At 69.2% G+C, this 25,648-nt stretch carries 19 protein-coding genes; 9 read left to right on the top strand and 10 right to left on the bottom strand.

What is annotated here, in order from left to right; all coding sequences use genetic code 11:
* Nucleotides 1-95: 95 nt before the first annotated feature.
* Complete coding sequence (locus K883_RS05400; RefSeq protein WP_008261002.1) at nt 96-305, top strand: hypothetical protein; 210 nt, start codon at nt 96-98, stop codon at nt 303-305.
* Nucleotides 306-402: 97 nt separating this feature from the next.
* Here the strand turns inward: K883_RS05400 and K883_RS05395 are convergent, their stop codons facing one another.
* Nucleotides 403-2,388 carry a molybdopterin-containing oxidoreductase family protein gene (locus K883_RS05395; protein ID WP_036453946.1) on the bottom strand — a complete coding sequence of 662 codons (1,986 nt, stop codon included), beginning with the start codon at nt 2,386-2,388 and terminating at the stop codon, nt 403-405.
* A gap of 127 nt (nt 2,389-2,515) precedes the next feature.
* Between K883_RS05395 and K883_RS05390 the strand changes: the two genes are divergently transcribed.
* Nucleotides 2,516-3,823: an NRAMP family divalent metal transporter gene (locus tag K883_RS05390; RefSeq protein ID WP_036453945.1), complete on the top strand. Its 1,308-nt coding sequence runs from the start codon at nt 2,516-2,518 to the stop codon at nt 3,821-3,823.
* Nucleotides 3,824-3,836: 13 nt separating this feature from the next.
* Here K883_RS05390 and K883_RS05385 read toward each other — a convergent pair whose 3' ends face one another.
* The 3 genes from K883_RS05385 to K883_RS05375 all read right to left on the bottom strand — a co-directional run bounded on the left by K883_RS05385 (nt 3,837) and on the right by K883_RS05375 (nt 7,663).
* Complete coding sequence (locus tag K883_RS05385) at nt 3,837-5,156, bottom strand: hypothetical protein (RefSeq protein WP_036453943.1); 1,320 nt, start codon at nt 5,154-5,156, stop codon at nt 3,837-3,839.
* 229 nt (nt 5,157-5,385) lie between these two features.
* On the bottom strand, nt 5,386-6,612 hold the full coding sequence (locus tag K883_RS05380) for a cytochrome P450 (RefSeq protein ID WP_036453941.1): 1,227 nt from the start codon (nt 6,610-6,612) through the stop codon (nt 5,386-5,388).
* Nucleotides 6,613-6,763: 151 nt separating this feature from the next.
* Nucleotides 6,764-7,663, bottom strand: coding sequence for an NYN domain-containing protein (locus K883_RS05375; protein ID WP_036453940.1), 900 nt, complete (start codon nt 7,661-7,663; stop codon nt 6,764-6,766).
* A 66-nt stretch (nt 7,664-7,729) separates the two neighbouring features.
* Between K883_RS05375 and K883_RS05370 the strand changes: the two genes are divergently transcribed.
* Nucleotides 7,730-8,602, top strand: a complete 873-nt coding sequence (locus K883_RS05370) for an alpha/beta fold hydrolase (RefSeq protein WP_036453937.1) — start codon at nt 7,730-7,732, stop codon at nt 8,600-8,602.
* A 7-nt stretch (nt 8,603-8,609) separates the two neighbouring features.
* Here the strand turns inward: K883_RS05370 and K883_RS05365 are convergent, their stop codons facing one another.
* From K883_RS05365 to K883_RS05355, 3 genes are all read right to left on the bottom strand, one after another.
* Nucleotides 8,610-9,776, bottom strand: coding sequence for an FAD-binding domain (locus K883_RS05365; RefSeq protein ID WP_036453936.1), 1,167 nt, complete (start codon nt 9,774-9,776; stop codon nt 8,610-8,612).
* The gene (locus tag K883_RS05360) at nt 9,773-11,023 is read right to left on the bottom strand and encodes a cytochrome P450 (RefSeq protein WP_036453934.1); all 1,251 of its coding nucleotides are present in this window, start codon (nt 11,021-11,023) and stop codon (nt 9,773-9,775) included. The genes K883_RS05365 and K883_RS05360 overlap by 4 nt, the downstream gene beginning before the upstream one ends.
* Before the next feature lie 84 nt (nt 11,024-11,107).
* Complete coding sequence (locus tag K883_RS05355) at nt 11,108-13,342, bottom strand: FUSC family protein (RefSeq protein ID WP_036453933.1); 2,235 nt, start codon at nt 13,340-13,342, stop codon at nt 11,108-11,110.
* 81 nt (nt 13,343-13,423) lie between these two features.
* On the opposite strand from K883_RS05355, the gene galT reads away from it, so the two are divergent.
* The 3 genes from galT (at nt 13,424) to K883_RS05340 (ending at nt 16,523) form a co-directional block, all read left to right on the top strand.
* Nucleotides 13,424-14,539: a galactose-1-phosphate uridylyltransferase gene (galT, locus tag K883_RS05350; RefSeq protein ID WP_036453931.1), complete on the top strand. Its 1,116-nt coding sequence runs from the start codon at nt 13,424-13,426 to the stop codon at nt 14,537-14,539.
* Nucleotides 14,536-15,639, top strand: coding sequence for a galactokinase (locus K883_RS05345; protein WP_036453929.1), 1,104 nt, complete (start codon nt 14,536-14,538; stop codon nt 15,637-15,639). The genes galT and K883_RS05345 overlap by 4 nt, the downstream gene beginning before the upstream one ends.
* Before the next feature lie 200 nt (nt 15,640-15,839).
* Nucleotides 15,840-16,523 carry a PAS and ANTAR domain-containing protein gene (locus K883_RS05340; RefSeq protein WP_036453927.1) on the top strand — a complete coding sequence of 228 codons (684 nt, stop codon included), beginning with the start codon at nt 15,840-15,842 and terminating at the stop codon, nt 16,521-16,523.
* A 4-nt stretch (nt 16,524-16,527) separates the two neighbouring features.
* Here K883_RS05340 and K883_RS05335 read toward each other — a convergent pair whose 3' ends face one another.
* Together K883_RS05335 and K883_RS05330 are read right to left on the bottom strand one after the other, a co-directional pair.
* Entirely contained in the window at nt 16,528-17,013 is a 486-nt protein-coding gene (locus K883_RS05335; RefSeq protein WP_036453926.1) for a hypothetical protein, read from the bottom strand.
* A gap of 43 nt (nt 17,014-17,056) precedes the next feature.
* A complete protein-coding gene (locus K883_RS05330; protein WP_036453924.1) occupies nt 17,057-17,722 on the bottom strand; it encodes an envelope biogenesis lipoprotein LpqN in 666 nt (221 codons plus the stop codon).
* Between the two features lie 199 nt (nt 17,723-17,921).
* Here K883_RS05330 and K883_RS05325 point away from each other — a divergent pair, with 199 nt between their 5' ends.
* The gene (locus K883_RS05325; protein ID WP_036453923.1) at nt 17,922-20,567 is read left to right on the top strand and encodes a GH92 family glycosyl hydrolase; all 2,646 of its coding nucleotides are present in this window, start codon (nt 17,922-17,924) and stop codon (nt 20,565-20,567) included.
* A gap of 11 nt (nt 20,568-20,578) precedes the next feature.
* Here the strand turns inward: K883_RS05325 and K883_RS05320 are convergent, their stop codons facing one another.
* Nucleotides 20,579-22,957 carry a lysylphosphatidylglycerol synthase transmembrane domain-containing protein gene (locus K883_RS05320; RefSeq protein WP_036453921.1) on the bottom strand — a complete coding sequence of 793 codons (2,379 nt, stop codon included), beginning with the start codon at nt 22,955-22,957 and terminating at the stop codon, nt 20,579-20,581.
* A 145-nt stretch (nt 22,958-23,102) separates the two neighbouring features.
* On the opposite strand from K883_RS05320, the gene K883_RS05315 reads away from it, so the two are divergent.
* Both K883_RS05315 and K883_RS05310 read left to right on the top strand, forming a co-directional pair.
* On the top strand, nt 23,103-24,050 hold the full coding sequence (locus K883_RS05315; protein WP_036455277.1) for a class I SAM-dependent methyltransferase: 948 nt from the start codon (nt 23,103-23,105) through the stop codon (nt 24,048-24,050).
* A gap of 159 nt (nt 24,051-24,209) precedes the next feature.
* Nucleotides 24,210-25,598, top strand: a complete 1,389-nt coding sequence (locus K883_RS05310; protein WP_036453919.1) for an HNH endonuclease signature motif containing protein — start codon at nt 24,210-24,212, stop codon at nt 25,596-25,598.
* Nucleotides 25,599-25,648 lie beyond the last annotated feature (50 nt).

Genomic DNA, 25,648 nt, shown 5'->3' with positions numbered 1-25,648 from the left:
AATTTCTACAAATTGGTTGTAAAAATTTGCGCCACGTCGGTGTGGCGGGCCCCGGGGCGGGTATCGCTGTGAGAGCGCGATTTGTAGGGGGCGACATGTCTATCAGTCCCGCCACACTCTCAATACTCCGCGACTGCCGCACGGCACTGGCGACGGCGCGCGAATCGGCCCTCGCCGCGCAGGCCGGGCTGGCCGGCGTCCGCAAGGCCCGCGCCGCCGAGCTGGCCGAGAAGATCGCCGATACCATCGCCTTCGCCGACCGGCTCTGCTTCGTCGTCCAATGCGACCTGCGCGCCGGGCAGTGACCTTCGAGCGCCAACGCCAAGCCAGGCACCCTCCCGGTTCGACTCCTCCAACCCATCGACCGGGAGGGTGTCTTCTGCCCAACCAGGACAGCGTGTTTCAGGCCGGATGCAGGCTGACGGGCACCCCCGAGTAGCGCACCATGCCGGTCACCACGTCGATGTCGTCCTTGTTGGTCAGGCGGTTGACGTTGGCCGCGTGGTGGCCGTGCGGGATCGACACCGCCCCGCGCCGAATGGAGTCGTCGACCTTGGCGATGCCGGTCAGTTCGCCGTTCGCGCTGCGCACCGTCACCTTCTGCCCGTCGGCGACACCCGCGGCGGCGCCGTCCTCGGGGTGGATGAGAACCTCGGGGGCTTCACCGAGAAAATCCAGCTGCCCGTTGAGCTTTCGGCGCTGCCGGCGCGGCACCAGCACCAGCGGCGCGGGCGGTTTCAGGCCCGCGAGTTGGTCCACCAGCAGCGGCGGCGCCAGCCGCCAGCCGCCCATCCGCGCGACGTGCTCGTCGACCCAGGCCGCGGGCAGCTCGCGCGGGGCCTCGGCCCAACCCACCGCCGCCACCTCGTCGAATCCCGTTCGGGCGCCGGCCAACAGGACGGCGAGCACGTCGTCGTCGGTGCTGGTGTCGGGATCGCCGAGATTGCCGAGCTCGTAGCCGAGCCGGCGGCCGAGTTCGGCGAACACCCACCACATCGAGCGGCGTTCGCCGACCGGCTCGACGACGGCCGGGCTGTATTGCACGGACACATGCGAACTCAGGATGTCGTGGATGGTGATGTCGGGGCGTTCCAGCGGGTCCTTGGTGGGCAGGACGTGGGTGGCCAGCTCGGTGGTCTCGTTGTTGATGATCTCGGTGGTCGCGAACACCTCGAGGCTCTGTAGGGCCGGAATCAGCTTGCCGGTCTCGGGGAACGAGGTGACCAGGCTGCCGCCGACGTTGATCAGGGCGCGGATGTTGCCCGCGGCGATCTGGTCGGGCAGCGCCGCGCAGGGCCACTCGTTGATGAACGCCTGCGCCTCGGGGCGGCTGCGCGGTCCCGGACCGAAGGATCCCTCGATCGGCGTGACGGGCAAAAACTCGCCGAAAGTCTCGAGCTGGTAGGCGAATCCGGGGTGAAACCACGTCCCGCCGGGCCGGTTCATCGCGCCGGTGAGGATCTTCAGCACCCAGGCGAGCCACTGCGTGACGTTGGCGCGCTCGGCGGTCATCGTGACGCCGGTGCCGGTTTCGACCGCGACGCACTTGGCGGCCCGCACGCCCGCAAACAACCGGGCCAGGTCGGCCTCGGCGACATCGGCCAGCTTCGCGGTGTGCTCGAGCGTGAACGGCTCGACCGCACGCGCCAGCTCGTCGATGCCCTGCACGGGAACGTCGGATTTCATTCCGTCGCGCAGGATCTCGCGCACCAGGTAGGCGAGGACGGCGTGGTCGGTGCTGGGCCGCGGCGCCAGATGGGCGGTGGCCAGCCGGGCGGTCTCGGTGCGACGGGGATCGATCACCCACACCTGCCCGCGCCGCGCGATCTCGCGCACCGTGCCGGTCGGATTGGGCATCGAGATCGCATGTCCATGCGAGACAACGGGATTGACGCCGACGAGCATCAGGAAGTCGGCGTTGTCCAGGTCGGTCCGGCCCGATAGCCCCATGAATCCGCCGACCAGATCCGAGACCAAAGGCTTGGCGGTGCCGTCGATGGTCAGGGGGCTGAACTTGGCCGGTGTGCCAATCGCGGCGTGCAGCGCCTCGGCCATGCGGAAGCCGGCGCTTTCCATGGTGGAGAAGTAGAACGCGACCGATTGCGGCCCGTGCCGGTCGATGATGTCCTTCAGCCGCGTGCCCAGGTCGTCGAGGCAGGCGTCCCATGTGGTGTCGCGCAGGCGGCCGTCCGCCCGCATCCTCGGGCGTTCGAGCCGGTCGGGGTGGTGGTGCAGTTGCGGCAGGGCGCGGCCCTTCGGGCAGGTGTAACCGCGGGAGAAGGGATGCTCCTGATCGCCGCGAACGCGGAGCACCTCGTCACCCTCGACGTCGACGAGGATGCCGCAGACGGAGGTGCAGACGCGGCAGAAGCTACGCACCGTTTGCATACTTGGGCAACGTACTCTCGCAATTCGAGAACGCCTATCGCATTTTCGAGAATGGCGGCACATTTTCGGCCAATGGCGCTCTCCGGCAAACACCCGTGGTTAGGCGGCCCCTAGTTAGGATCCCGGGGTGACCGATACGACCACCCAGCCGGTGGCGGACGAATCCGAGGACCGGCCGCAAATACCGCTGCGCACCCGTGGCCGCTGGCTGCGATGGGGGCTGCTGTCGGTGTGGGGCCCCGGCCTGGTGGTGATGCTGGCCGACACCGATGCCGGGTCGCTGATCACCGCGTCGCAGTCCGGCGCCCAGTGGGGCTACCGGATGGTGCTGCCGCAGCTGATCCTGATGCCGGTGCTCTACGTCGTGCAGGAAATGACCGTGCGGCTGGGCATCGTCACCGGGCGCGGCCACGGCTCGCTGATCCGGGAGCGGTTCGGCCGCGGCTGGGCGTGGCTGTCGGCGTTCACCCTGTTCGCCTCGGCGATCGGGGCGTTGCTGACGGAGTTTGCCGGGGTGGCCGGGGTGGGCGAACTCTTCGGCGTCTCGCGCTGGGTGAGCATTCCGGTCGCGACCGTCGCGCTGCTGGCGCTGGCCCTGACCGGTAGCTACCGGCGCGTCGAGCGCATCGGCCTGGTCGTCGGTGCCGCCGAACTGGCCTTCCTGGTGGCGATGGTCATGGCCCGGCCCGACCCGAGAGCCCTCGTGGACGGGTTGTCGTCGATGCCGCTCGGCAACTCGTCATACCTGCTACTGGTCGCGGCCAACGTCGGCGCGGTCATCATGCCGTGGATGATCTTCTACCAGCAGGGAGCGGTGGTCGATAAGCGCCTGTCGGAGAACACGATTCGCCAGGCCCGTTACGACACCGCCTTCGGCGCGGTGCTGACCCAGCTGATCATGATCGCGGTGGTGGTCACCATGGCGTCCACCATTGGGACGAGCGGCGCGCACGGCGGCGGCGCGGAACTGGAGACCGTCGGCCAGATCGCCCAGTCGCTCACGCCCTACCTCGGCCGAGTCGGCGGGACGGTGCTGTTCGGGCTCGGCATGCTGGGCGCGGCGCTGGTGGCCGCGATCGTCGCCTCGCTCGCGGGCGCGTGGGGGCTCGCGGAGGTGTTCGGCTGGAAGCACACGCTGAACGAGCGGCCCAACCGCGCCACCGCCCGGTTCTACATCACGTATTCGCTGGCGCACATCGTGGGCGCGGTGCTGGTGCTGGCCAGCGTCGACCTGGTCAATCTGGCCGTCGACGTCGAAGTCATGAACGCGTTGCTGCTGCCCATCGTGCTGGGCCTGCTGCTCGCGCTGGAAGCCAGGGCCCTGCCCGAGCAGTGGCGCATGCGCGGGCTGCACAAATACGTCACCCGCGCGCTGTGCTTCGTGACCATCGGGTTCGGCCTGTACATGGTTCCGCAGGCCCTCGGCTGGATCTGACCGCGGGCGACCGTCAGAACCAGGGCCCGGGGTAGTGGCCGTCCTGGTCTTGCACCATGACGATCTCCTTGCACTCGCCGTTGGACGACGGCGCGGTCTCGCCGCGGCACACCAGCGTCCATCCGGATATCCGCTCGAACGGGCGTGTCGACCAGCCGGACGCGACGGGATCCGTTGCAGGAAGGGCGATTACCGAGAACGTGCCGCCGCTGCCGGTGAGGTAGAGGTGGTCTTCGAAGAACGCCAGCTTCGAAATCGACATCTTCTTGGCGTCGTCGCGGCTCTTGAGCAAGTCCCACCGCCCGCTGCGCAGGTTCCACACCCCGAACCCGAACGAGGAGTTCTCCGAATTGTGCCCGTCGACAAACAGTTTCCCGTCGGACAGGGCCGCGCTCAGCCCGCCGCCGGAGATCCGGTCCGAATCGCCGATCTTGATGAGGGATTTGGCGTTGAGGTCATAGAACATCGTGGAGACGGCCGGTGGGTTGCGCGACTCCCGGTGGGTGATCTTCACAGGTTTGTCTGGGCCCTCGGCCAATTCGGCGTCCACGGATTGCGCGTCGTCGTCCTGGTAGATCGCCTCCCCGTTCGGGCGGCGCAGCTCGGCCCCCGAGGCCTTGCCGGGATCGGCGTTGCGGGGGAACGCAATGACGTCCTGCCAAACTCGGGCGGGCTGGGGATCGTCCCACATGATCGACAGGTCGGCGCCGGACAGGACCACGGTTCGGGGCGGCGACGCGGGGGCGTGCCCGTCGGTGAAGGCGTTCACCCACGCCACGCCCGAGGCGGTCGGGGCCAGTCCCCATTCCTTCGGCGCCGCCAACCTCAGGCCGGGGGTCGGCGGCTGCAGTTCTTTGGTGGCGACCTGGTGGCCCGAGGACCAGTCGTAGGAATACGCGGTGGTCCTTGAGATTTCGGGCGCCGGGGCCTGGGCGGGCTTGACGGTGGTGACCACGTAGACGACCTTGAGGTCGGCGGCGGCGCCGGTCAGCGCGCACATGGCGCCGGTGAGGTTCTCGCCGGCGGCGATCGTGGGGATGGCCGGCGCGACGTACTGTCCCGTCTTCGGGTCGAAGATCTTCGGCCGGATGTCGTCGAGTGCGGATTTGCCGGCCGAAAAGGTCTGCGGGCAGCCGAAATACGCCGTGCCGCCGTAGCTCTTCCAGTCCTTTTCCAGCGGGCCCGTGATCGGGGCGGGTCCCGCACGGGTGGTCGTTTTCGACGCCGACGTCGGCGCGGTGGGGGTCAGCGGGGGCGCCGACACGGTTTCCGAGCAGGACGACAGCGCCAGGCAGGCGACCGCGGCGGCCGCCGGTCCCCAGGTTGCGCGCATCGAAAACCCCCGTGAAGTTCGTGTAACCCCCGCAGCGTAAGGCCGCCCCGGCGCCACCGCGACTCGGCGGATTGCCAACGGCGTCGCGTTGGGTGTGAAGCCTTGGCTTTGACTGTGAAGCCACGGCGGCCGCGCTCGGCGTGTCGTCGCCCTCAGCGCACAGTCAAAGCCGTGGATTCACACCCGAATCCGCGAGCTCACACCCGAATCCCTGAGCGGCGCCGGATGCCTAGCGGTCGAACTCCAGCGGCAGGCTCAGCGGGCCGCTCAGCGTTCCCATCGGCTTCCACGGAGCCGGGCCGGCGATGCGCGGATTGCGCAGGCGGGCGGTCAAGACGGTCAGCGCCTCGGCGATCTCGCGCCTGGCCAGGTTGGCGCCCAGGCAGTAATGCGCGCCGCCGCCGAACGTCAGGATCGGCGGGGCGCCCTCGCGGGTGATGTCGACGCGGTCCGGGTCGTCGTAGACGGTGGGGTCGCGGTTCGCCGCCCCGGTGTTGAGCAGGACCATCGTGCCGGCGGGAAACACGTAGCCGTCGACCTCGGCGTCCTCGGCCACCAGCCGCAGCGTCCCGCACACGATCGGCGAGTGCCGCATGGTCTCCTCGACCGCGCGCATCGCCAACTCGGGTCGCCGGCGCAGCAGCTCCCACTGTTCCGGGTGCTCGCACAGCAGGTGCACCGACGCGGCGACCTGGTTGCGGGTGGTGTCCGTCCCCGCCAGCAGCAGCCCCCCGGCCAGCATGCGCAGTTCGGCCGCGTCGAGGCGGTCGCCCTCGTCCTCGGCGCGGATCAGGTCGGACAGCAGGTCGTCGGTCAGGCTGCGGCGGCGCCCGGCGACCATCTCGTCGACATAGGCGTCGAGTTGGCGCCACGCGCGCATCACGACGGGCTCCACTTCGGTCAGGTCGGCGGTGAAGCTGAACGCCTTGAACACGTCGTCCGCCCACAGCGAGAACCGTTGCCAGTCCTCGCGGGGCGCCCCGAGCAGCGCGCAGATGATCGGGACGGGATACGGGCGCGCGATGTCGGTGACGACGTCGCATCGCCCGGCGCCGGCGACCCGATCGACCAACTCGTTGAGCACGCCGACCATCGTGTCGTGCAGGCGCAGGGTGGCCTTCGGCGTGAACGCCTTGGAGGTCAGGCTTCGCAGCCGGTGGTGCGCGTCGCCCTCGAGGCACAGCAGGCTGTTGACCACCTTGTCCCACAGTGGGCCCGAAGTGATGCCGACAAGGAGATTCAGGCCGGGCGGGATCTGGAATCGGGTGTCCCGCAGGACGGACCGGACCATGTGGTACCCGAGGACCTCGGGGCCGTGCGGTCCCAGCGCGACGGGCGCATGCCGTTGCGCCTCCCGCAGGCGCGGGTAGACCTCCGCGGGTGTTTCGTCGTCAAGATAGGACAGGGTGGGCAGGTCGGCGTCGAAAACGCTTGGGGGAGCGGCACCGACGGTCATGACGGTCTCCTCATCGATCCCCCACCAGCGGACGACTCTCAGACAATGTATGGCCACCCCGGGTCGCTGTCAACGATCTCGCCCCGCACATCGGGCAGAACGCCATACACCCGCGAGAAGATGATTTGCCACGACGCGGGGGCGACGCCGCTCAATCGCGGGCGCGCAGCCGCACCATCCGCGTGGTCGACGTCTCGTCCAGCTCGACGATGTCGGAACGCGACCGCAGAAAATCGCTGAATGACCGGAAACCCAAAGACCTTTCGCTGAACGACGGATCCATGCGCCGCATCTGCGCCTTCACCGCGGAGTTGTGCAGCCAGTCGACGTCGTCTTTCTCCAGGCCGATCTGTAGCGCGCGCGTCAGCAGCGCGGTGGCGGCGGCCTGCGCGTCGGGCGGCTCGGGCTCCTCGGCCTGTGCCGCCTTGGTGCGCCCGCCGCGCCGCTTCGGCGGGGCGGTGCCGGTCGGCCCGGGCTCGCGGTCGAGCGCGGGGACCCCCGGCAGCGCGTCGTACACGACGAACTCCTCGCACGCGGCCGCCAGCGCCCGGCTCGACGCCCCGGCCACCCCGATGCCCACCACGTACCGGCCCAGCCTCTTACAGCGTTGGGCCAGCGGGATGTAATCGGAGTCGCCCGCCACGATCACCACGTGGGTCAGGTCGGGCAGCCGGAACATGTCCTCGACCGCGTCGACGGCGAGCCGGATGTCGGCGCCGTTCTTGCCGTAGGCCGCCGCGGGGAACAACTGCACCAGGTCGACCGCGCGGGCCACCAGCTGCCCGCGGTATCCGGCGTTGATATCCGCCGACCAGTCCGCGTAGGCGCGGGTGAGCACCAGGGTCCCGAACGACGACGCGTAGTCGAGGATGGCGCCGACGTCGACCGTCGCCTGGCCCAACCGTTCGGAATGCTGCTCGAGCTCCTTGGCCTTGTCCTTCTGAAACGAGTTTCGCCCGTGTATCTGGTCGTACCGCGAGATCACGATGTTGTCGAAGTCGAGGTAGACGGCCACGCGGGCCGCAACCGGTTCGGTCATGCCCTTGATCATTGCTCAACGGGCGGGCATTTGCCCTGACCGCGTCGTCAGCAGGGCCAAAGCGGGTACACAGCCCCAATGAGTGACATGAAGTTTCTCGAGTTACATGGGGATCGCATCGCCTATCGCGACGAGGGTGACGGCGAAGCGTTGCTGCTGATCCACGGTATGGCGGGGAGTTCGGAGACCTGGCGATCCGTGATACCGCAGCTGTCGAAGAAGTTCCGGATCGTCGCGCCCGACCTGCTGGGCCACGGCCAGTCCGCGAAGCCCCGCACCGACTACTCGCTGGGCGCGTTTGCGGTCTGGCTTCGTGATTTCCTCGACGAACTCGGTATCAGCCAGGCCACCGTGGTCGGTCATTCGCTCGGCGGCGGTGTCGCCATGCAGTTCGTCTATCAGCACCCCGACTACGCCAAGCGGTTGATCCTGATCAGCAGCGGCGGCCTGGGTCCCGACGTCGGATGGGTGCTGCGGCTGCTCTCGGCCCCCGGGGCGGAGCTGGTGTTGCCGATCATCGCGCCCACGCCCGTCCTGTCCGTCGGCAACAAGCTCAGGTCCTGGTTGACAAGCGCGGGCATCCAGTCGCCGCGCGGGGCCGAGCTGTGGAGCGCCTACTCGTCGTTGTCCGACGGTGAGACGCGCCAGTCGTTCCTGCGGACGCTGAGGTCGGTGGTCGACTACCGGGGCCAGGCGGTCAGCGCGCTCAACAGACTCTCGCTGCGTGCGGACCTGCCGGTCATGGCGATCTGGGGAGAGCGCGACGGCATCATCCCCGTCGATCACGCGTACGCCGCGCACAAGGCTCGCACCGACGCCAGGCTCGAAATCCTGCCCGACGTCGGTCATTTCGCGCAGGTGGAGGCGCCGAACCAGGTGGTGGAGCTGATCGAGGACTTCATCGCCACGGGCGAGCGCCGCGACACACAAAGTCCGCAGCCGAGCTTGTGATCGGTGGCTAGATGCCGTAGTCGGGCAGCTCGAAGTCGTCGCGCACGTCGCGCGCGAGAAGCCGTGTCATCGGGGCGAAATTCATGGTGCGCAGCGCCAGGTTGCGCAACCACAGCCCGCATCGGGTCCGGGTGGCGAAGAACCCGATGAACCGCGCCGCGCCGGACTGCTTGCCCTCGATGAAGGGACGCAGCCGCGTCTCGTAGGCGTCGAACGCGCGGCGATGGTCGCCCCCGGCGCGCGCGAGTTCGCCGGCCAGCACGTAGGCCTCGGTGATCGCCAGGCCGGTGCCCTCACCGCCGAGCAGCGAAATGCAGCCGGCCGCATCCCCGATGAGCAGCACGCGCCCCCGCGACCAGCGGTTCATGTGGATCTGGCTGACGACGTCGAAGTAGAGGTCGTCAACGTCGTCGAGCGCGGCCAGCATGTCGTGGGCTTCCCAGCCGCAGTCGGCAAAGGTGTTGCGCAGCTGGTCTTTCGGCGGCGCTTCGGTGCCGTCGTGGTCGGCGCGGAAGATGAACAGGAACGTGGTGCGGTCGCCGCGCAGCGCGAAACGCGCCAATTGGCGGCCGGGTTCGGCATAGGTGACGTAGGCCAGCTCGTCGCGCGGCCGGTAACCGTCGACCACGCAGGCCGCCACCTTGCAGCCCAGGTAGCGCTCGAATTCTCGTTCGGGCCCGAAGACCAGGCGGCGCACGTTGGAGTGCAGCCCGTCGGCGCCGATCAGCAGGTCGAAATCGCGCGCGCCGCCGCGCTCGAACCCGAGTCGGACCCCGTCGTCGCGCTCGTCGACGAACGAGAGGCTGTCGCCGAAGACCGTTTCGACCTCGTCCTCGATGGTGGCGTAGATCGCCGCGGCCAGATCGCCGCGCGGCAGGCTGGTGAAGTCGGCGCCGAGCAGGCGGCGAAAGACGTCGACGTCCACGTCCGCCCTGATCTCGCCGCGCGGGCCGACCGAGCGGAGCCGTTCCATCTCGTATCCGGCGGCGCGGATCGGCCCTTCGACGCCCATCCGCTTGGCCACCTGGTAGCCCACACCCCAGAAGTCGATCATGTAGCCGCCGGTGCGCAGGTGCGGCGCCTGCTCGATCAGCGTCGGCGTGTGGCCGGTCCGATGCAGCCAGTGGGCGAGCGCCGCCCCGGCCACGCCGGCACCGCTGATGGCGATCCTCATGAGGCGACCGGGTGGCCGCCTCGGTAATCGACGGGCCAGTGCTTGATGCCGTTGATGAACGACGACCGCAGGCGCTCCGGATTTCCCAGCGGGGCCAGGTCGGGCAGCCGGTCGGCCAGCGCGTTGAACATCACATCGATCGTCATGCGGGCCAGGTTGGCGCCGATGCAGTAGTGCGCCCCGGTGCCGCCGAAACCGAGGTGCGGGTTGGGGCTGCGCAGGATATCGAAGGTGAACGGGTCGTCAAAGACCTCTTCGTCGAAGTTGGCCGAGCGGTAGAACAGCACCACCCGCTGGCCTTCTCTGATGGCCACACCGCCGAGCTCGGTGTCCTCGCGCGCGGTGCGCTGAAACGCGGTGATCGGTGTGGCCCAACGGATTATCTCGTCGGCCGCGGTCTTGGGTCGCCGCGCCCTGAACAACTCCCACTGGTCCGGATGGTCGGTGAAGGCCATCATCCCCTGGGTGATCGAGTTGCGCGTGGTCTCGTTTCCCGCGACGGCCAGCGTGACCACGAACATGCCGAACTCGGCCTCCGACAGGCGCTGGCCGTCGGCGTCGGCCTGAATCAGGGTGGTGACGATATCGTCGCCAGGTTCTTCGGCCTTGCGCGCCGCCAATTGCATGGCGTACCACATCAATTCGCCGGCCGAGGTCAGCGCGTCGTTGCCGGCGAATTCCGGGTCGTCGCTGCCGATCATATTGTTGGTCCAGTCGAACAGCTTGTCGTAGTCCTCGTGCGGGACCCCGAGCAGCGCGGAGATGGCCTGCAGCGGCAACTCGCAGGCCACCTGGCGGACGAAGTCGCCCGACCCCGCCGCCGCGGCCTCGGCGACGATGCGCCGGGCCCGCTCGCACAGTTCGGCGCGCAACCGCTCGACCGCGCGCGGTGTAAAGGCCCGCGACACGATCTTGCGCAACCGGCTGTGCTCGCGGTCGTCCATCATGATCATCGACGCCCGGCCCGCCTCAATCTGCCTGGCCGCCAAGTCTTCCCGGTAACGCGGCACGATCGACTTGGCGGCCGACGAGAACACGTCGCTGCGCAGCGAGACGTCGCGGATGTCGCGATGCTTGGTCACCGCCCAGTAGCCGCCGTCGCCGAACCCGCCCTTATCCGGCGCCTGCTCGTTCCACCAGACCGGTTCGGTGGCGCGCAGTTCGGCGAACTCCCGCACCGGTAGCCGGTGCGCGTAGATGTCGGGATCGGTGAAATCAAAGCCCTGCGGAAGGTTCGGTGTGGCCATGGGATTTCTCCTCGGCTGTGGCTACGGACCGCGGCGGTCAGCACGATGGTAGCCGCGGCCGCGCGCGATCGGTAGCAAAGCGCCTCAGCGTGACGCGGGCTCGGCCGTCCGCACGCGTTCGCGTCCACCGAGGTTGGTGGCGGCGGTGATGACGGCCCGCTCGATCTGGCGAAGGGCGTGCACCGCGGTGAGGAATCGCCGGGTCTCGGGCCGTGGCTCGGCGCCGTGGCCGTCGCCGTCCTGTTGTCGCGCCAGGGTTTCCGCGGCGTCGAGGTCGTCGGCCGCCGAGACCAGGGTCGGTGCGTGACCCCCCTCGATGGCCTCCTGCAACGCCTCGATGTTGCGTCGCGTCTGGGCGGCGGCCGCCGAAAACGCCTGCGCCAGTTTCGAGGCCGGCGGCGGTGACCCGACGGGGTCCCGATACTGCTCGCTGCTGCGTGCCAGGCTGCGGCCGTATTGGTCGCACGCGGCGAAGATGCCCAGGGCGCGGCGGATGCTGCGCCGCCCCGCGAGTCCGGCGACGCCCGCCAACAGCGGCTTGGCGGTGACCCGGAACTGCTGCAGATCCCGATCGACCTGACGCGCCTGCTCGGACGGGCTGGCGCCGCCCTCCCCGCACATGGTGGCGGCGCACACCTCGATCAGCGCCGACAGGCTCGTCAAGAAGGCGCGGGTGTCGGCGCGGATCGCGGTTCTGGTGTTCGTCGGCAACACGACGACGGCCACCGTCGCCCCGATGACGGCGCCGATCGCGGTCTCTTCGATCCGCAGCATGAGCACGCCGAAGGAGAACTGGCCGAGCAGGCCGTACAGCAGCGCCAGCATCGTAGTGATCCAGAAGGTCATCAGGCTGTAGGTGACCGTCATGAAATAGAAGGCGCAGAACAGACACACGAAAATGCCGGCGAGAGCGCCAATTTCGTGGCCGGTCAGCAGCGTGGCCACCAGCACGCCGGCGGGCACGCCGAGCAGGGTGCCGAGCAGGCGTTGCCAGCCCTTGGTCAGGGTTTCGCCCCACGAGTTGGTGCCGGCGAAGATCACGAACGCGGCGATCACCGCCCAATACCACCGGTCCGGCGAGACCAGCTCCCCGGTGACGATGGCCAGCGAGGCGGCGATACAGACCTGGATGGCTTGCCGGGTGGTCGGCAGCAGCCCGGCGGGGTGGGCCTCGTCGGCGGCCTCCTCCGGCGCGGCGCGCTCGGCGGCCGCCGGCCGCTCGCCGCCGGTATCGCCGCCGGTTTCGTCGAGGGGGGCGCCGGCGGCCATCCGGTCGACGATCGCCCGCACGTCGGACGTCGCCCCCGCGGCGTTGATGATCGCCAGGGCGAGGCGGCGGACCGCGGTGGCGCCCGGGTCGTCCTCGGCCGCGGCTGTAACCTCGGGCCGCTCGCCCAGCAGCCGTTGCGCGCTGGCGGCCGCCCGCCGCAGCCCCTCCGGTTCGGGCAGGCGGATCGCGCGCGCCAGCTGCGAGAGCGCGTCGACGAGCGCGACCCGCGTGCCGATCGGGATGGATTCCGGGGCCTCACCCGCCACGGCGGCGGCCCGCCGACCGGCGGTGGCGACCCATTCGATGGCCAACTCGGCGTCCAGCAGCCAGGGGGCCAGCTGTTCGGCGGTGACGCCGGGCCACAGCGCGCCGGGATCGGCTTTGTCCTCGATCTGGCTCTGCACCAGCAGGGCGGTCTCGTTGAGCCGCGTGGTGCGCGCCCGCATGCGGCGGCGCCGCCGTTCGTCGAGCCGGCCCGTCCGCACCGCTTCGGCGGTGGTGTCGATGACGATCGCCATCCGCGCCCGCAGCGCCCGGATGGTGGCCCGCAGCACCCGCTCGGGGCGGTCGGGCAGCACGTAGGCGGTCATCACGTACGTGCACACCGTGCCCACCGCGACCGCCCCGATCATCCAGGGCAGCTCCGAGACTCGGGCCCGCAGATACAGCGTGAAGAAGTACGACATGAACGCCACCATCCCCAGCGCCCTGCCGCGCGCCCCGAAGCGGCGGATGTAGGCCGCGGTGAACACGATCAGCACGAAGACGGCATCGCTGGCCACCACGTGCGGGGCCAGCAGCGCGGCAGCGGTGATGGCCAGCGCGGCGGGAACGGGCAAGAGCGCCATGGTGATTCGTTGCTGGCGCGGGTCGGGCTCGTTGACTGACCGCGACGCGACCATGGTGATGACGACGCCCAGCAGCGCGACGGTCAGGGGTTGTCCCGTCGCCCTGGTGAGGACGAAAAGGATCAGCAGCGAAAGGCCCAGCGCGGCCGTTGTCCGAGTCGCCATCCGCAGCCGAAGCAAGCCCGGATCGGAGCCAATCACCCAGTTGCGGGCGCGTTCGTACAGGACAGTTATTCCGGTGACCGCCTCTCTATCGCGTACCCCCATGGTTACCCGAACCGGGTGCCGGCGACCAAGCTAGTCTTCGACATCGTGACTGCGCCGACGCGAGCGAAGCTGGCTGACGGCCGTGACCTGCTGTTCTTCTCGCTGCCCGGGCATCGTCCGGCGCCGGTCGAGGACCGCCGGCCCCTGCCGCCGCGTACGGCCGAACAGTCGCAGTTGCGGTTCGACCGGGCCACCGGGCAGTGGGTGATCGTCGCGGCGCTGCGCCAGGACCGCACCTACAAGCCGCCGCCCGATGCGTGCCCCCTGTGCCCGGGCCCGACCGGGCTGACCAGCGAGGTGCCCGCGCCCGACTACGACGTCGTCGTGTTCGAGAACCGCTTTCCCAGCCTGTCGGGCGCCGCGACGCCGCTTCCCGATCCCGGCGACGCCGACGGCTTCGTGTCGACCCCGGCGCCCGGGCGCTGCGAGGTGATCTGCTTTTCGGCCGATCACACCGGCTCCTTCGCGGCGTTGACGCCGGCGCACGCGCGGTTGGTGGTCGATGCGTGGCGCCACCGCACGGCCGACCTGATGGCCGCGTCGGGCATCGAGCAGGTGTTCTGCTTCGAGAACCGCGGCGAGGAGATCGGGGTCACCCTCACCCATCCGCACGGCCAGATCTACGGCTATCCCTACCTGACGCCGCGGACGGTCGCCATGCTGGAGCAGGCGCGGGCGCATCGAAACAAGCACGGCGGCAACCTGTTCGGTGATCTGCTGGCCCGCGAGGTCGCCGACGGTGGCCGCATCGTCGCGCGCAACGAGCTGTTCACCGCGTTCGTGCCCTTCGCCGCGCGCTGGCCGGTCGAGGTGCACATCTACCCGAACCGGTTCGTGCCCAACGTGATCGGCCTCGACGAGGACGAGCTGGACGGGTTCGTGGCCATCTACCTCGATGTGCTACAGCGCTTCGACCGCATGTATTCCACGCCGCTGCCCTACATTTCGGCGGTGCACCAGTATTCCGGGGCCGGGGTCCAGGCGGACGGGTACTTCCACGTCGAACTGATGTCCATCCGCCGCAGCGCGACCAAGCTCAAGTACCTGGCGGCCTCCGAATCGGCGATGGACGCCTTCATCGGTGACGTCACCCCCGAAAGCGTCGCGCAGCGGTTACGGGAACTGCAGTGACGGTGCGCTACGGCGCGCCGGGACGGATCAACCTGATCGGCGAGCACACCGACTACAACCTGGGTTTCTCGCTGCCGATCGCCTTGCCGCAGCGCACGGTGGCGACGTTCACGCCCGGCCCCGGCGACGCGATCACCGTGACCAGTGAGCGCGCGGACACCCCGGTGCGCATTGCGCTCGGCACCGCCCCGGGGGAGGTCACCGGCTGGGCGGCCTACGTGGCCGGGGTGGTCTGGGCGCTGCGCCAGGCGGGTTACCCGGTGCCCGGCGGCACGATGTCGATCACCAGCGATGTGGAAATGGGCTCGGGCCTGTCCTCCTCGGCGGCCCTGGAATGCGCGGCGCTGGGGGCGATCGCCTCGGCCGCGGGCGTGCGCATCGACCGCAAGCACCAGGCCCGGCTCGCCCAGCGCGCCGAGAACGAGTACGTGGGCGCCCCAACGGGTTTGCTCGACCAGCTCGCCTCGCTGTTCGGCCGGCCGGCGACGGCGGTGCTGATCGACTTCGCCGACCTCGCCGTCACGCCGGTGGCCTTCGACCCCGACGCCGCCGGCGTCGCCCTGCTGCTGATCGACTCCCGGGAGCGCCACAGCCATGCCGGCGGCGACTACGCGGCGCGGCGCCTGTCGTGCGAGCGCGCCGCCGCCGACCTCGGGGCGTCGTCGCTGCGCGAGGTCGGCGATCGCGGGCCCGCCGACCTCGGCGCCGTGCGGGACCCGGTCGATGCCCGTCGCGCCCGCCACGTGCTGAGCGAGAACCAGCGGGTCATCGATTGCGTTGCGGCACTGGGCGATGGGGACTACGCCGAGGCCGGGCGGATCTTCACCGCCTCGCACGCCTCCATGCGTGAGGACTTCGACATCACCACCGAACGCATCGACGTGATCGCGGCGGCCGCGGTGCGCGCGGGCGCGCTGGGGGCGCGGATGACCGGCGGCGGATTCGGCGGCTGCGTGATCGCGCTGGTGCCGATCGCGCGCGCCGGGGCGGTCGGTGAGGCGGTGCGACGCGCCGTGGTCGACGCCGGCTTCGAACAGCCCGCCGAAGAGCCCGTTATCACCCGGACCCGGGCGTCCGCCGGCGCGGGTTTGTGCCAATGAGCGCGCCGAAAACTTACTCGCCCGGCAATTTCCTGATTTCCGCGGTGACCACCGGTCAGAAACTGTAACCTCACGGCCATGGGGGTATCTCACTCCTGCATGTGCAGTTCCGGATTTCCCGCCCGGGGGTCGGCGATCCATTCGAGATCGCCGATGCACGCTGTTACCGGTCCGCTTGCCGTCGACGCGAAAAACCCACCGTGGCTTGGGAATTAGACCGCCAGGCCGCGGCGATCGAGCGCGGTTTGGCCGGCGCCGTCCCGCAGCGCGCGGGCTGGTTCCGCTTCTACTTCGAGGGCCACCGCTGGGTATGGTCCGACCAGGTCCAGCGCATGCACGGTTACGAGCCCGGCACCGTGACCCCCACGACCGAGCTGGTGCTGTCGCACAAACACCCGGCCGATCGCCCCCAGGTGATCGACGGCATCAACGACATGATCAGGCGTCGTCAGGCGTTCAGCGTGCGGCATCGCATCGTGGACACCCGCGGCCTCATCCACCACGTCATCGTGGTGGGGGACCGGTTCTGCGACGACAACGACGAGGTCGTCGGGACCCACGGCTTCTACATCGAGGTCACGCCGCCGCCCGCGCGCAATCGGGAGGATTCCATCAGCGCCAAGGTCGCCGAGATCGTCGGGCGCCGCGGCGTCATCGACCGCACCAAGGGGATGCTGATGCTGATCTACGGCATCGACGAGGACGCCGCGTTCACCATGCTCAAATCGCTGTCCCAATCGAAAAACACGAAGCTCGGGGTGCTGGCCCAACGCATCGCCGACGACTTCACGGCGCTGGGCAAGGAAGTCATCACCGCGCGTTCGCGCTTCGACCGGTGCCTGCGCGCCGCGCACCTGCGGGCGCCCGACGACCCCGCCGGCTGAGCGGCTAGCCGACCGCACTCAGCCGGACGGCCCCCAGGTGGAGCCGGTCGACCGCCTCGGCGAACTCGTCGCGGGTCGGGATGCGGCGATCGCGGAACTTCAGCCCGATCATGCGCTGCGCGCGCGCCACGCCATAAGACTCGGCGGCGCGCAGCAACAGATCGGAAACGACGGCCCGGTCGCGGATGAGCTCGCCACGCATCGCCGTCGTCGTGCCGTCATACACCACGTCGACGGGGCCGCCGTCGCGGAAGTTCTGCTTCCACGGCGCGCCCGTCAGCGCGTAGAGCTGACCGTCAATCACATGCGCGCTCAACGGAACTGAGTACGGACGCCCGGTCTTGCGTCCGGTGAAACTCAACACCATGAATTGCTTGCGCGCGGCGCCGGCAAAGGGGCTGCGCAGCAAAAGCCCCATCACCGGGTTGACGAGACGCAATAACGCCGACGGCGGATGCCCGGCATCTACCGCGTATGACCGCTCTGTCATCCGTTTCTCCTATGTAGGGCCCTCCGGCTCCGCGGCCTACTACTCAGCCGGTCGTGATGGTGGTCTGGTGGTCGATGACGCTGGTCGCGTCCATCAGCGGCCCCTGATCGCTCTCCAGGCCATCGGCGTTGAGCTGCAGCACGTAAACCGCGCCCTGGCTGGGGATCACCACGGTCTTCTGGGCGATGACGCGGGTCTTGCCGTTCTTCTGGTACGTGCCGCCCAGCTGCCAGGCCTGGAACCCGGCGAGAGTGGACGCGGAGCCGTCCCCGCCGCCCTGATATCCGGGCAGATTCTGCACCTCGCCCGGGGCGTACTGGATGAGCTTGGCCGGGTCGACGTTGCCGGTGAGCTTGGAGAACAGCGCCGAAACCGACGGCGGATCGGCAGGATTGGCGGGCTGGGTCTGCACGATGCCGCCGTAGGAGGTGCCCGAGTTCTGGTTGAGCTGCCAGCCCGTGGGCACCGGCAGGTCGACGTTCGGCCCGGGATCGCCGTGGTGGACGGGCGTCTCGGCGATGTTGTTGTCCTTGACGTAGTCGGCGATGGTGTATTTGGCCTTCGCCGCCGGTGCCGCGGTGGTTTGCGAGGGGCTCGTCGACGACGTCGTCGGCGTGGACGTTTTGTCACCGGATTTGTGGTCGTGTCCGCAACCGGCGAGCGCCAAACTCAGCGCCACGGAAATGGTTGCTAGGGTCAAATGTTTCATTAATCCCATCTCCCGAAAATGGGGCCGATACCTGCGCCGGCCACGCTGAAACGACAGTAGCCGAAAGGCAATAAATGTTTGCCAGAATCTTTCGCCTATTTTGCCGTCGTCCCGGTTGTCGGGCGATCGTTTGCCAATTCCCGGGGGAAACGCCACCGCAATGCGCCGCTGCGCGGTCGTATCGGAGTAAGAGACTTCTATGCGGTCACGAAGGGCGCTGATTGCGGTCATCGCGGCGGTGGCCGTCTTCATGACCTTCATCGCCGCGGCCCCGCCGAAGGGTTATGACGGCCCGCCCGTCTTCGTGGCCAATCCGGTCGACCACGTCGCGACGCTCATCGGCACCGGCACGGGCGGCGAGACCGTCGGCGAGATCAACAACTTCCCCGGCGCCACCGTGCCGTTCGGGATGGTGCAGTACTCGCCGGACACCGTCGGCAACTACGCCGGATACAACTACGACAACCCGCGCTCGACCGGGTTCAGCATGACCCACGCGTCGGTGGGATGCGCTGCGTTCGGCGACATCTCGATGCTGCCGGCCACCGGCGCCGTCGGCCCGCAACCCTGGAACGCCTGGGAGACGATCGCCCACGACGACACCGAGCAGGGCGTGCCCGGCTACTATGCCGTGCGGTTTCCCGACACCGGGGTGAGGGCCGAACTGACCGCCACCGCGCACACGGGCGTCGGGCGATTCAGCTACCCGCGCAACGGCCGCCCCGCCCTGTTGCAGGTCCGGTCGGGCTCGTCGTTGGCGGGAAACTCCCGCGCGACCATCCAGATCGGGGAGGACAACACCACCATCACCGGCTGGGCCACCAGCGGGGGGTTCTGCGACAAGCCGAACGCCTACACAGTGTATTTCGCCATGAAATTCAGCCGGCCCTTCACCTCCTACGGATCCTGGGACGGCGCCACGGTCTACGCCGGGGCCCGCAGCGCGAACGCGCCGTACAGCGGCGGCTACGTCGAATTCCCGGCCGGCACGACGCTCGAGATGCGCACCGCCATCTCCTACGTCGGCATCGAGGGCGCGCGGGCCAACCTGGCGGCCGAGGACGGCGCCGGCTTCGACGACGTGCGCGCCGCCGCCTCGCGGGAATGGAACGCCGCGCTGTCCCGCATCTCGGTGGCCGGCCGGAACGTCGACGATCTGACCACCTTCTACACCTCCCTGTACCGATCCCTGTTGCACCCCAACATGTTCAACGACGCCGACGGGCGCTACGTCGGGTTCGACGGCGCTATCCACACCGTGGCCGCGGGCCACACCCAGTACGCCAATTTCTCCGACTGGGACACCTACCGGTGCCTGGCGGCGTTGCAGGCGCTGCTGTTTCCGGACCGGGCCAGCGACATGGCGCAATCGCTGGTCAACGACGCCCAGCAGAGTGGTTCGCTGCCGCGCTGGGCGTTCGCCAACGCCGCGACCGGCGAGATGACCGGGGACAGCGTGGTGCCGCTGCTCGTCAGCCTGAACACGTTCGGGGCCAAGGACTTCGACGTCCGTGCCGCGTTGCGCTACATGGTGGACGGAGCGACCAAGGGCGGGGCGGGGCTGGCCGGTTACGTGGAGCGGCCGGGCATCGAGACCTACCTGCGGTTCGGTTACGCGCCGTTCATCCTGGTATTCGGCCGCAACGGCTGGATCGCCGACGCCTCGATCACGCTGGAGTGGTCGGTCGACGACTTCGCCATCTCCCGATTCGCCGACTCGCTCGGGGACGCCGCGACGGCCGCCGAATTCCAGAATCGGTCGCAGTACTGGCAGAACCTGTTCAATCCCACCACCCGATCCGTGGTGCCCCGCAGCTGGAGCGGGTTCTTCCGCCCCGGCCCCGCGGTCGTGGTGTCCCCGGAGAACTTCGGCCAGGTCGGGTACGACGAGGGCAACGCCGAGCAGTACGTCTGGTCGGTGCCGCACAACGTCGCGGGCCTGGTGACCGCCCTGGGCGGCCGCGCGGCCGTGGCCGACCGGCTCGACCGGTTCACCGAGAAGCTCAACGTCGGCCCCAACCAGCCCTACCTGTGGGCGGGCAACGAGCCGAGTTTCGGTGTGCCATGGCTGTACAACTACATCGGCCAACCGTGGAAGACCCAGCGCACGGTCGATCGGGTGCGCGGACTGTTCGCGCCGACCGCCGATGGGGAGCCGGGCAACGACGACCTGGGCGCGCTGGCCGCCTGGTACGTGTGGGCGGCGCTGGGCCTGTACCCGGCGACCCCGGGCACGCCGATCCTCACCGTGGGCGCGCCGCTGTTCGACCGAATCGAAATCGCCTTGCCCGCAGGCAAATCCCTCCGCATCGCCGCGCCGGGCGCGTCGGGACCGCACCACCTTAAGTACATCAGCGGCCTGAAGGTCGACGGCCGGCCCGCCGAGCACACGTCACTGCCGGAGTCGATCATCACCACCGGCGGCACGCTGACGTTCTCGCTCGCCGCCTATCCCGACAAGCGTTGGGGCACAGCCGAGGCGGACGCGCCGCCGTCGTTCGGGGCGGGCAGCTCGGCGTTGACCGTCAACGTCGCTCAACCCGTCGTGACGATCGCGCCGGGGCACACGGGCACGGTCACCCTCGACGCGCAACGCATGATCGACGGCCCCGACGTTCCCGACGGCTACACGGTTTCCGGCACGTCCACCGACGCCGGGATCACCGTGGCGCCCACGCCCGGCCGCTTCGGCAACGGCGGCTCGGCCACGGCTTCCGTCCCGATCACGGTGGCCCAGTCGGTGCCCGAGGACTACCACCTGGTGTATTTGACCACCACGGCCGGCGAAAGCGCGCGCAGGTCAACGGTTCTGGTGGTCACGCAGGCCGAATCCGGCAGCCCCTGACCGGGATTCCTTCAGATCATCTCGTTGGTGGTCAACCAGCGCATCACCGGCCACCCGACGAATACCGGCAGCCAGCAGGTCAACATCCGGTACAGCAGCACCGACGGCACACCGATCGCGGCCGGCACGCCGAAGGCGGCCAGGCCACCGATCAGCGCCGCCTCGACGGCACCGACGCCGCCGGGTGTCGGGGCGGCCGAGGCCAGCGTCCCACCGACCATCGTGACGACGGTGACGGCGACGAATGTCGTTCCCCCGCCGAAGGCTTCGATGCTGGCCCACAGCGCGAGCGCCGCGCCGAGGGTGGTGCCCGCGCAGCCCAGCAGAATCAGCGCCAGCCGCCGCGGCTCGCGGGCGAGCTTCACCAGGTCGCCGACCACCTCATTCAGCTTCGGGCGCACCTCGGTGGACAGCCACCGGCGCAGCGTGGGCACGAACAAGAACGTCCCGATGATGCCCAGCGCCACACCCGCGATCAGGTACAGCAAGGTCGCGCTCGGCACGAAATGCGAGAGATTCATCGAGGCGCCGGCGGCGGCGCTGAACACGACCAGCAGCGCGATATGGGCGATCACCTGCACCGACTGCTGCAGCGCCACCGCCGCGGTCGCCCGCATGGCCGACAGGCCGCTCTTCTGCAGAAACCGCGTCGACAACGCCAGCCCGCCGACGCCGGCGGGCGTGGTGGTCGCGGCAAAAGTGTTGGCCACCTGGGCGATTGACAGCGTCCAGAAGTTCACCATGCCGTCGGCGCAGGCCCACAACGCCGCGGCAGCACCGACGTAGGTGAGCGCCGACACCAGCAAGCCCACCAGCGCCCACGACCAGTTCGCCGTCTTCAGCTCCGAGAAGAACGTCGGCGCCGTGCTGATGAAGGGATACGCGACATAGACCAGCGCGCCGAAGAGCACCAGCTGGATCATCTGGCTGCGGGTGAAGCGGGTGATGGTTTGCGGCTTGATCTGATCGGCGCCGGTTTGGCGCTTCACCTCCGCGCGCGCGGCGGAGATGACCGTGCCGGCGTCCGGCACCGAACGCCGAATGAACCGCGGCACAGCGACTTTGGTGAGCCGGCGGGACGCCGACAAAATGGTGTCCGCGCCGAACACGTCGATCGCGGCGCGCACCGCGGACTTCGGGTCATACAGCGCCGACGCCGTCACCAGCAGCTGCGCGATATCCGACTGAAGCTGGGCATCGGTCGCGCCGTACTCGGCGCTGCCGAAGCTGCCGAACAACACCGCGCCGTCGTCGACCGTGATGTGCTGGCTGCGCAGATCGCCATGGGCGATCTGGCGGTCGTTGAGGATCCGCAGCGCTTCCCACAGCCGGACGACGGGCGTCGTCGCCGCGCAGCGGTCGATGGGTGTGCCCCGAGCGGGCTGGTGCGAGTGCAGCATCCATCCCCGGTCCAACGGGGCGAGGGCGACCGTCGCGGTGTTGGCCAGGCCGGCGTCACCGATGGCGATCGCCATCAACGCGCGATGCTCCACCGCGCGGCGCATCGACGTCACCAGGGGAGCGGTCTCGGTGTCGCGCAGCTTCAGCTTCCCCCACAGCTGGCGCAGCGCGCCGCCGCTGCGCTGGTGCGGGCCGTACAGCTCGATCAGCGCCGTCCGGCCGGGATCGTCGTCGCCGTCGGCCGAAAGAATCAGCGGGCCACGCCCGGCCGGCCGGACCACGGTGAGCCGCGAGACGACGAAGCCGGCTTTGGCCATCGCGCGCACCGCGGCGTCCAGCGGCACCTCGAGCGCGGGGGTGCCGACCACCAGCACCACCAGCGCGCCGACCACCCACCCGACCGCCAGCCCCACCAGCGATCGCGCCGGAACGACGGCGCTGATCACCAGGTGGATCGGGACGAAGGCCCACAGCAGCGCCCACCACCAGTGCCGCCAGCGCGCTGGCAGCCAGGGCCCCGACACCGTCAGCACCGCCGCCAGCATCCCGATCCACCGCGGGTCGTCGAGCAACTGCGCCGGCAGCGTGCTCAGCCGGTCGTGGACGTCGAAGTGCCACCGGGGCGCCGCCAGGCCGGTGCCGCTGATCGACAAGAGCACGATCGCGCTCAGCCCCGCGGTCGCGTAAGCGCCCAGCAGTTTCCACTGCCCGGCGACGATCAGGCCGATGAGGATCATGAACGGCAGGGCCACGATCGCCAGCCCGTACACCAGGTACACCACGTCGGATTGGGTGGGGGACAGGACGCCCACGATCTGCGAGACGGATTTCTCCAGCGCGATCCACTGCGGGCGGGTGACCACCGAACCCGTGATCACCAGTGCCAAGAAGAGCGAGGCCAGGACGAGCCGCAGGATGTCGTTGGTCCGCCGGGTCAATGGCTGCAGCAGGCTGCCGGAAACGGGGATGTCGCGCCCGTCAACTCGCATGTATCAACGATCCTTCGGATTCGCCCCTGCCGATGGGCTCGCCGACAAGTTAACTTCAATACCCGGCTCGGGGACAGCTGCCACTCATCCGCCGCGCGTAGGGTCGGGTACGTAGCCCTGCTAGCGAAGTGGGAAGGACGTGCGCGTGGCCAGGACCGAGAACGACAGCTGGGAGATCACCGAGAGCGTGGGGGCGACCGCCCTGGGCGTGGCCGCCGCCCGCGCTGCGGAGACCCGCAGCGAGAACCCGTTGATCAGCGATCCGTTCGCCCAGGTCTTCCTCGACGCCGCCGGTGACGGCGTGTGGAACTGGCATTCGGCGGGGCGACTACCTGACGCGGTCGTCGAAGCCGAACCGACGCTGCCGCTGCAGATGCAGTCGATGGTCGGCTACATGGCCTCGCGCACCGCGTTTTTCGACCAGTTCTTCCTCGACGCGACGGCCGCCGGCATCCGGCAGGCGGTGATCTTGGCCGCCGGACTCGACGCACGGTCGTGGCGGTTGCCCTGGCCGGCGGGGACGACGGTCTACGAGCTCGACCAGCCCCGGGTGCTGGACTTCAAGGCGTCGACGCTCGCCGAGCACGGCGCGCAGCCCGCCTGTCGCCGCGTCCCCGTCGCGGTGGACCTGCGCCAGGATTGGCCGGAAGCGTTGCGGCAGGCGGGTTTTGACGCCAGCGCGCCCAGCGTGTGGTCGGCCGAGGGTTTGATGCCCTATCTGCCGGCCGCGGCGCAGGAGCTGTTGTTCGACCGCGTTCAGGGACTCACCGTCCCCGGCAGCCGGGTGGCCGTGGAGGCGCTGGGCCCCAAGTTCCTCGACCCCCAGCTTCGCGCGAGGCGCCGGGAGCGGATGGATCGGATCGCGGCGCTGATGGCCGAGGTCGATCCCGACCGGCAGGTGCCGAGGACCGACGAGCTGTGGTACTTCGAGGAGCGCGAGGACGTCGGCGAGTGGTTCGGCCGTCATGGCTGGGACGTGACGGTGACACCGTCCGACGAGTTGATGGCCGGCTATGGCCGGGCGGCGGCCAAGGAGGTGCGGGACTACGTGCCCGGGAACCTGTTCGTCGCGGCGCAGCGGGCGGCGGGTTAGGGTCCCGAGTCGCCTTCTCTCCTTGGCCAAGCCGTCGCGACGCCTGACGCGGACGCGTTTTCGGATATCGGAAACGTATAGCGAAATTCCTTGTGTCACTGTGGTTTCAGTGGTCACAATCCGGGGTTTCTTGTCGGTGGGCCTCGATAGTTTGGCGGTGTGAGTTCCACTGGTCTGCCCGATGTCGACGCGGTGTTCGACGCCCTCGATGCCGAGGTGGACCGCGCGTGTGCGTTGGTGCTTGACGCGTTGACCGTGCAGCAGCAGCTGGCGGTGTTGGAGCGCTGTGAGAGGCTGCGCCGCCGCATTCCGGTCATCGAGTATCCGCTGCTCAATTCCCTGGCCCGCCAAGCCCCCTCGCAGGAGCTCGGCGGCGGGCTGGCCCACGCGCTGACCGAACGCACCCTGATCAGCCGTCACGAAGCGTCTCGGCGTATCAAAGAAGCCCGCGACCTGGGACCCCGCCACGGCCTGACCGGTGAACCGTTGCCGCCGGTCCTGCCCGCCACCGCGGCCGCCCAGCGCGCCGGAGACCTGGGCGCGGGTCAGGTGGCCGTGATCCGCAAGTTCTACCACCAACTACCCGGCTGGGTCGACGCCGCGGCCCGTGAGTTCGCCGAAGCCCAACTGGCCGGGTTCGGCACCCAGTTCGGCCCCGAACACCTCAAAGAATTGGCCCGCGGGCTCACCGATGCGCTTAACCCCGATGGCATTTTCACCGATGAGGACCGGGCCCGTAGCCGCGGCGTGACGCTGGGCAACCAGCAAGCCGACGGCATGTCGGAGTTGCGGGGCCTGATCACCCCCGAACTACGCGCCACCTTCGAAGCCGTGGAAGCCAAACTCGGCGCCCCGGGCATGTGCAACCCCGACGACGACATTCCGTGCGTGGAGGGGACGCCCAGCCAGGCCGCGATCGACCGTGATACCCGCTCGGCTGCTCAGCGCAACCACGACGCCCTGCTGGCCGGCCTGCGTGGGCTGTTGGCCTCCGGGGAGTTGGGGCAGCACAACGGGTTGCCGGCCTCCATCATCGTCACCACCACCCTGGCCGAGTTGGAGGCCGCCGCCGGGCGAGCCCTGACCGGCGGGGGCACCATCCTGCCGATGAGTGAGGTGATCCGCCTGGCCCGCCACGCGCATCACTACCTGGCGATCTTCGATAAGGGCAAGGCCCTGGCGTTGTATCACACCAAGCGGCTGGCCTCCCCGGGGCAGCGAATCGTGTTGTACGCCAAGGACCGCGGCTGCACCGCCCCAGGCTGCACGGTGTCGGGCTACTACTGCGAAGTCCATCACACCACCGACTACAGCAAGTGTCACAGCACCGACATCAACCAGCTCACCTTCGCCTGCGGACCCCACCACCGCATGCTCGACCCCGGCGGCTGGACCACCCGCAAAAACACCCGCGGCGACACCGAATGGAAACCACCACCCCACCTCGAGCGCGGCCAACCCCGCACCAACACCTACCACCACCCCGAAAAACTCCTCCACCACGAACACGACGACGACGAAGAAGCCGACAACCCCGGCGCGGCATAACACATTTTGCGATCGCCGCTAGGTCAGATCGCGCCGACCCGCTTCGCCCG

It is taken from the genome of Mycobacterium sp. TKK-01-0059 (assembly GCF_000709305.1).
Taxonomy (GTDB): domain Bacteria; phylum Actinomycetota; class Actinomycetes; order Mycobacteriales; family Mycobacteriaceae; genus Mycobacterium; species Mycobacterium intracellulare.
This window is presented reverse-complemented; position numbering and strand designations above follow the sequence as displayed.